The 5,314-nt window shown below is 52.4% G+C and carries 5 protein-coding genes; 1 reads left to right on the forward strand and 4 read right to left on the reverse strand.

Annotation, left to right across the window (positions count from 1 at the left end; translation table 11 throughout):
• Positions 1-92: 92 nt before the first annotated feature.
• From PPL9_RS20790 to PPL9_RS20800, 3 genes are read right to left on the reverse strand one after another with little or no spacing between them, the layout of a single operon-like run.
• Positions 93-1,907, reverse strand: a complete 1,815-nt coding sequence (locus tag PPL9_RS20790; RefSeq protein ID WP_057464482.1) for a hypothetical protein — start codon at positions 1,905-1,907, stop codon at positions 93-95.
• An 8-nt stretch (positions 1,908-1,915) separates the two neighbouring features.
• A complete protein-coding gene (locus tag PPL9_RS20795) occupies positions 1,916-2,857 on the reverse strand; it encodes a hypothetical protein (protein WP_152986780.1) in 942 nt (313 codons plus the stop codon).
• Positions 2,857-3,933: a toprim domain-containing protein gene (locus PPL9_RS20800; RefSeq protein ID WP_057464484.1), complete on the reverse strand. Its 1,077-nt coding sequence runs from the start codon at positions 3,931-3,933 to the stop codon at positions 2,857-2,859. The genes PPL9_RS20795 and PPL9_RS20800 overlap by 1 nt, the downstream gene beginning before the upstream one ends.
• Positions 3,934-4,049: 116 nt before the next feature.
• On the opposite strand from PPL9_RS20800, the gene PPL9_RS20805 reads away from it, so the two are divergent.
• Entirely contained in the window at positions 4,050-4,988 is a 939-nt protein-coding gene (locus tag PPL9_RS20805) for a pentapeptide repeat-containing protein (protein WP_057464485.1), read from the forward strand.
• On the opposite strand, the gene PPL9_RS20810 is transcribed toward PPL9_RS20805, so the two are convergent.
• Positions 4,970-5,314: hypothetical protein (locus PPL9_RS20810; protein WP_200962348.1), on the reverse strand; the 345-nt coding region annotated here is incomplete at its 5' end. The genes PPL9_RS20805 and PPL9_RS20810 overlap by 19 nt on opposite strands.

Raw genomic sequence — 5,314 nt, forward strand, 5'->3', positions numbered from 1 at the left:
TGGGCCGCGCGGCGGCGGGCCGTATAGGCCTGTAGGGTCCGGGTGTGGGTAAACACACGCGGATCTATGGCTCTGCCTAGGGTCGGGGTACATCAGCTTTCCTCAGTCAATCTCTGGAATTCATTGAGCACAATGAGAGTGCAACGCTTAGAGAAACCCGCAATCTTCACCTTGTTGAAGTTCTTGTCATGGCAAACAATGGAGCCAGGCCCTTGTCTCAGAGCGCTCTGCCACACGCCAATGCCTCCCTGCCCTCCCCAGGCTGTGTCTTTGAACAAATGAGACAGAGCCGGACCTGAGTTTGGTATGGCCAAACAATAGCCAGGAAGGATCTTATCTTTCTGTATGAGCCCGAGATCTACCTGAGCCAACTGAGTACGGGCGTTCTCAAAGCTAAGAACTTTATCCTGCAGATCCTCCAGAAGTCCGCCTATGTTGTGCCGCAAGCCGTTACGCCATGCATCAACACGCGACGACAACAGATGTTCCAGGCACGCGCGCCAGTTTTCTTTTGCGTTCTCATGTTCTGGCAGGAGGGTCGGGGCGAGCCTTTGCCCCCAATCACTTAGGTTCTCCATGGGGTAGTCATTCTCTTCCAGCCAATCATCCCCGAGCATCATGTGCGCACAGGTCAAAAACGTGCCGTAAGTGTCCTGGCCTCGGCTATCGTGGCCGCCTCCCCTCAATGCTGTGCGGTACTCTTCATAAAGCGCAGAGAACTGCGGCCACCCATTCACAAGTCGCCGCAATAACTTTGGCCCGATTTTCTCAGGCTCAAGGATCGTGGGAGCCTGAGAAACCTTCTGAGGATCTAGCTTACCAATGGAGATCACCGCCAGGCGTGAAAGATCCTGAGGCGGCAGAGGCGGAGGATTGATTGCGGAGAATAGAAACGTAGACCGTGCCTGAAACGCAACGCCAGTATGATCAGAGCCACCGCGCAACATCAAACCACCGGAAGCAGCCAGGCGAGCAAGCTTTACAACGCCCATGACCTTCCGGTTATCCGCTTCAGCTTCCAGCTCATCCACCGCGATCGGCAGCGCATCAGCTCCGATCCGCTGATAAATACCTGCAGGTGTGGTGTCTGGAGTAGACACAAGCGCAGAGCCATAAACAGTCTGCACAATGCCCTGCAGCGTGGATTTACCCACCGCCTTATCACCGATCAAAAACATTGAGGGACGCCAGGGCAGAGCTCCACCCAAAAAGCCAGCACCGATCCAGCCCAAGAAGAGGTAGGGATCTATTGTTGGCCTCTGCCAGTTCCAGGTCTGGAGGATCTGGTAAAGCATGGGTGCGGGGTTATTCTGGCCATCAACATCTCCATCATGAGGACGCGGGCAAGCAGGCCGACGTGGATAGAAATGACCTTTGATCTCACCAGTCCGGCGCAGCTTGCCATCCATAAGCAGCACATCACCCAGATGCAAGATCAGTTCTCCGTCCTTATCCGTCCAGGAACCAAGGCCTCTCACCTTCTCGACGCTGTTCCAAACACCCTTCTTCGCACCAGCTGAATACAAGCACTCGCGAACCTTCTCAGCTCGCCAGTTCTCAACTGCTCCGTTCTTGTCATGCCGTGGCCAGGCCCAATAAAGATAGTTCTGGCGATCGCCAAAAAGTCTTTGAATGAAGCTTTGGCCAAACTGGCTCGGCGTTGCAGCAGCCAGCTGCCCGATCGCGTCGATCAGGAACAGCACATCTCCATCCATCCCGAGCACTTGCACGGGACAATCCGGAGGCAAACCATTTGCATCCGGCATCCATTCCCCAGGCTTCACCTCTCCCCGAGGCTCGCCAGGCATCGGATCAACAGCCTCTTGCGGTTGATCCAGACGTGTTTCAATTTGCCTCGCAGCAGATCCAACAATTGCGCGGATCTGCTGCTCCCCTTGTAAAGTCATGTTGCCCCTTAGCTCACTGCCACTGGCCGTTCGCCAACACTCATCACCTCGTTAGCCTGGCTCGTTTCTTCACTTTCAGGTTTCAGGATTTTCTCAGGCTCAGCAGAAGGCGAGCTCACTTTTTGAGCTACAGACAACGCCGCAAGGAGCTCCGGATCGCGTGCTCCAATATCATCTTCCTGCTCAAAGATGCTCTCAGAGACTGAAAGAACGATCGGATCAATCGGAGGGGCTTTTGCAGCCTGAAACTGCTTGATTGCCTTGAGCTCTGAGCCGATCTCAGAGATGGCACGAGCAAATCTGTTATAGGCAAACTTCAACCAGGTTGGCTGCTCATCCCATCTGCTGCAATCCAGTTTATGTATGAGCAGTTCGGCAGCTTTCCGGAACAGCGTTTCACCAGAGGCCGGAGATCCCCGATCGTCTCGATCCAGCACATAGGACGTCAACGCGATCACAGCAGCTTCGCCAGTGTCATCCTTCTGAAATGGAACAATCTCGCCGGCACTAGCCCAAAGAACCGGATCAAATCCGTCCAGGCCGCTAGGACCAAAGATCATTGCAACTTCACTTGCAACAGTTTGGCCGACACGAGCGCAAAAACTGAGTATTTCAACTGTATCCAGATCAACGCCAGTTGGAGCAAGCCCCTCTTCAGGAGGAGGCATCAAAGCATCAGAGCTCGCAACCTCGAAACCATTATCTTTGAACAGCCCAAAGAGGCCTGCAGCAAGCATCGCTTGCCGTTTCTTATCACCAGCCTCTGCAAAATCCTTCCGCATTTCCATTGACCAAATCTGGCCAGAACTACAGCAAGAAAAATCAGGGCAGCACTCACCTTCACCTTTAACACCATCAGGACTGAACGGATTGTGCCAAGGCCTTCCCTGCACCCACTCATTGAGCTGATGTTGTTGAGCTTCTGAATAGCTCTCAAACTCCTCAGGCATCATTCAACTCCTCGCAACTGATCATTAAAGTCTTTGCCCGTGGTGCTCGAAACCTCGATCACGGGCTTACCGGTTGCCGCCAGTCGCTCAACGGCACGGTTAAATTGCTCCTGCGCCTGCGGCTTGCCCCAGTCGTTGTCTTTCAGGAGGATGTATCCCGTGAGCCACGGGAAATCGGGTAAATGCAAAAGGTTGGGAAGTGAGCCGGCTGCAGCATGGCGAATTTCGGGGTTGGCAAGGGCAGAGGAACCAGCGTCCTCGATGCCCTCACCAACCACCACCGGACCGCGATAGGCATCAGGTCCGCCGCTCTTCGATTCCCCTTGTGAGATCCAGATCATTGAACCGGCTGTTTCCGGCCACATCAGCTTTGGTTTTTCTACTGGAGCTTTACCAGATCCGTCCGGTGCTAAAAACGTAAAGTGCAGCGCCTGGAGCGAACGATCGGGCGCACTCATTCGGCTCACCATTGCCGGATAGACTGGCCCACTCTTAACTTTCTTGCCATTCTCAAAAACGGCATCCATCCAGTATTCCTGAGCAGGCAAGAAGCGACAGAAATTTAATCTCCCCTGCAGCCGGTTGAGGGGAATAGCACGGCTCTCCAGATAACGCTCAACCAGCGTTCCCTCTACCGGCACGCCGCTATGCCACCAGCGAATGGCTCGGCGTATCCGATCCTTGCGTCTCTTTTCTTCCTGCGCGTTCTGCTGCTTGGCTTTCTTCTTAACTTGGCGGCGCAGCTTTTCCTTTTCTTCCGGGCTCATGTTGCGCCAACCAAGCCGGTGCTCCGCCCAGGCTAAGGCCTCAGTGCGGGAAAGCCGCTTGCTTAAACACACCAGATCAATGAGATCACCTTTTACCGTACCATCCGCATAGTCCTTGAAAGACCCACGCGCAGGACCAGTCAGCCAAACAACAAACGAACCTGCCTTTTTGTCCTGGCGCACAGGGCTTTTCGCAGACCAGATCTTTCCGTTCCGCTTCCCGTCTGGCACAAGCTCTATCACCAGATCCAGCAGTGCCGGTTCTGATGGCATAAGCGCCTGCTTAATCTCTTTGATCCGGCTACTCATACTGACCTCAATTTCTGGAGGAACAGCAGAGCACAACATCGCTCAGTAGTTGCAAATTCTCGCAACAAGTCTATTAAATTTTTAAGATTGGATTCGATGTGCGGAGAGCATGAGCTGTGAAATTTAAATTCCCAAAACTCAAAGAAATGACCTGGAACTTCACGCTTGTTGCACTGCTGTTCTTCGCTCTTGGAATGTTGTTTACTCTGTTTGGAAGTGTAGCTCTCCTCGACTTCCCTAAATCCATCGCCATTTTCACGAGAGATTTTTGGGGGCTCAACAAAGAGCTGGTTAGCCGCTGGTCGTTCACGAAGGATTGGGCTATTGGTATTGCTGGCTTTCTCACTCTCATTTTCTTGGCAATACGAAGCATTGCAGCAGATCAACAACGCAAAATTGCTAAAGTGTCGGCATTGCATGATCGTTTTCAAAAAGCAGCATCGATGCTTGGCGACAAACGTCAATCCGTCCGGCAAGCCGGTATTTTCACACTCAAAAGGCTCGCGGTTCAAGAAGATGAAATCTTTTGTGACAAGGTCCTCGATGTAATCTCGGCTTTTATTCGAGATAGAAGCGAAGAAGTTGTCTTGCCCTTTATTCCCGCCAAAAAGAGCTCGCACAGAGAAGCACTTAGCAGGAAGATCAAGCATGTTACAGGTTGGCCAGAAATCACACCGTACGATATCAAAACCGCGAATAGAGCTCTTTTGGATCTCAAACAATCTCAAAGCATGAAGAACAAGCACATTGATCTTAGACTTTGCATTCTTTGCGGGATCAGGTTGGCGGATGGACAACGTAACTTCACAAACATGGCTTGCCTGTTCTCCAACTTGGAAGGAGCAAACCTTGGAAATGCCGACATCTCTAATTCCAATTTCCACAGAGCAAACCTTGAAGACGCCGATTTCTCGAATGTCTCGTTTCAACCGAATGCTGAACCAGATTTCTTCAATGCAAAAACTACCAGTATGACTATCCGGAGCGACATGACCCACCTTTTCACCAAGGAGCAGCTGAGTGTGGCAGAGATAATTCAAGGCCCCACCCCCTGATCACGTACCAAGCCCTCAAACTCATCCAACATCCGATCGATAGCCGGATCATCCCGGCTATCTTCAACGGACCGGAGCGCCTTTGAGACGGCCTGCTTGCTGATCTTCGCGGCTGCAGCGGCTGCAGAACCGGGAACATCGAGAGTTGTCACTGTGAGATAGATGGCTTGGTGGCGCACAGTGGCTGCAACAAGCCAGGCTTCATCACCCTTAAGGTTTGCATGCGGATCGGCTTGAACGACATCCAGCGGCGACAATCCCTTGGCTTGAGACAGCAAACCCACAAACATCTGATAGACAGAACCGATTAGATCTCCAATACGGTC

Source organism: Pseudovibrio sp. POLY-S9, from assembly GCF_001431305.1.
Lineage (GTDB): Bacteria > Pseudomonadota > Alphaproteobacteria > Rhizobiales > Stappiaceae > Pseudovibrio.

Bases quoted from the DNA above. Each gene is read 5' to 3' on its own strand.
- PPL9_RS20800 (WP_057464484.1), bottom strand. From the start codon at position 3,933: ATGAGTAGCCGGATCAAAGAGATTAAGCAGGCGCTTATGCCATCAGAA.
- PPL9_RS20795 (WP_152986780.1), bottom strand. From the start codon at position 2,857: ATGCCTGAGGAGTTTGAGAGCTATTCAGAAGCTCAACAACATCAGCTC.
- PPL9_RS20790 (WP_057464482.1), bottom strand. From the start codon at position 1,907: ATGACTTTACAAGGGGAGCAGCAGATCCGCGCAATTGTTGGATCTGCT.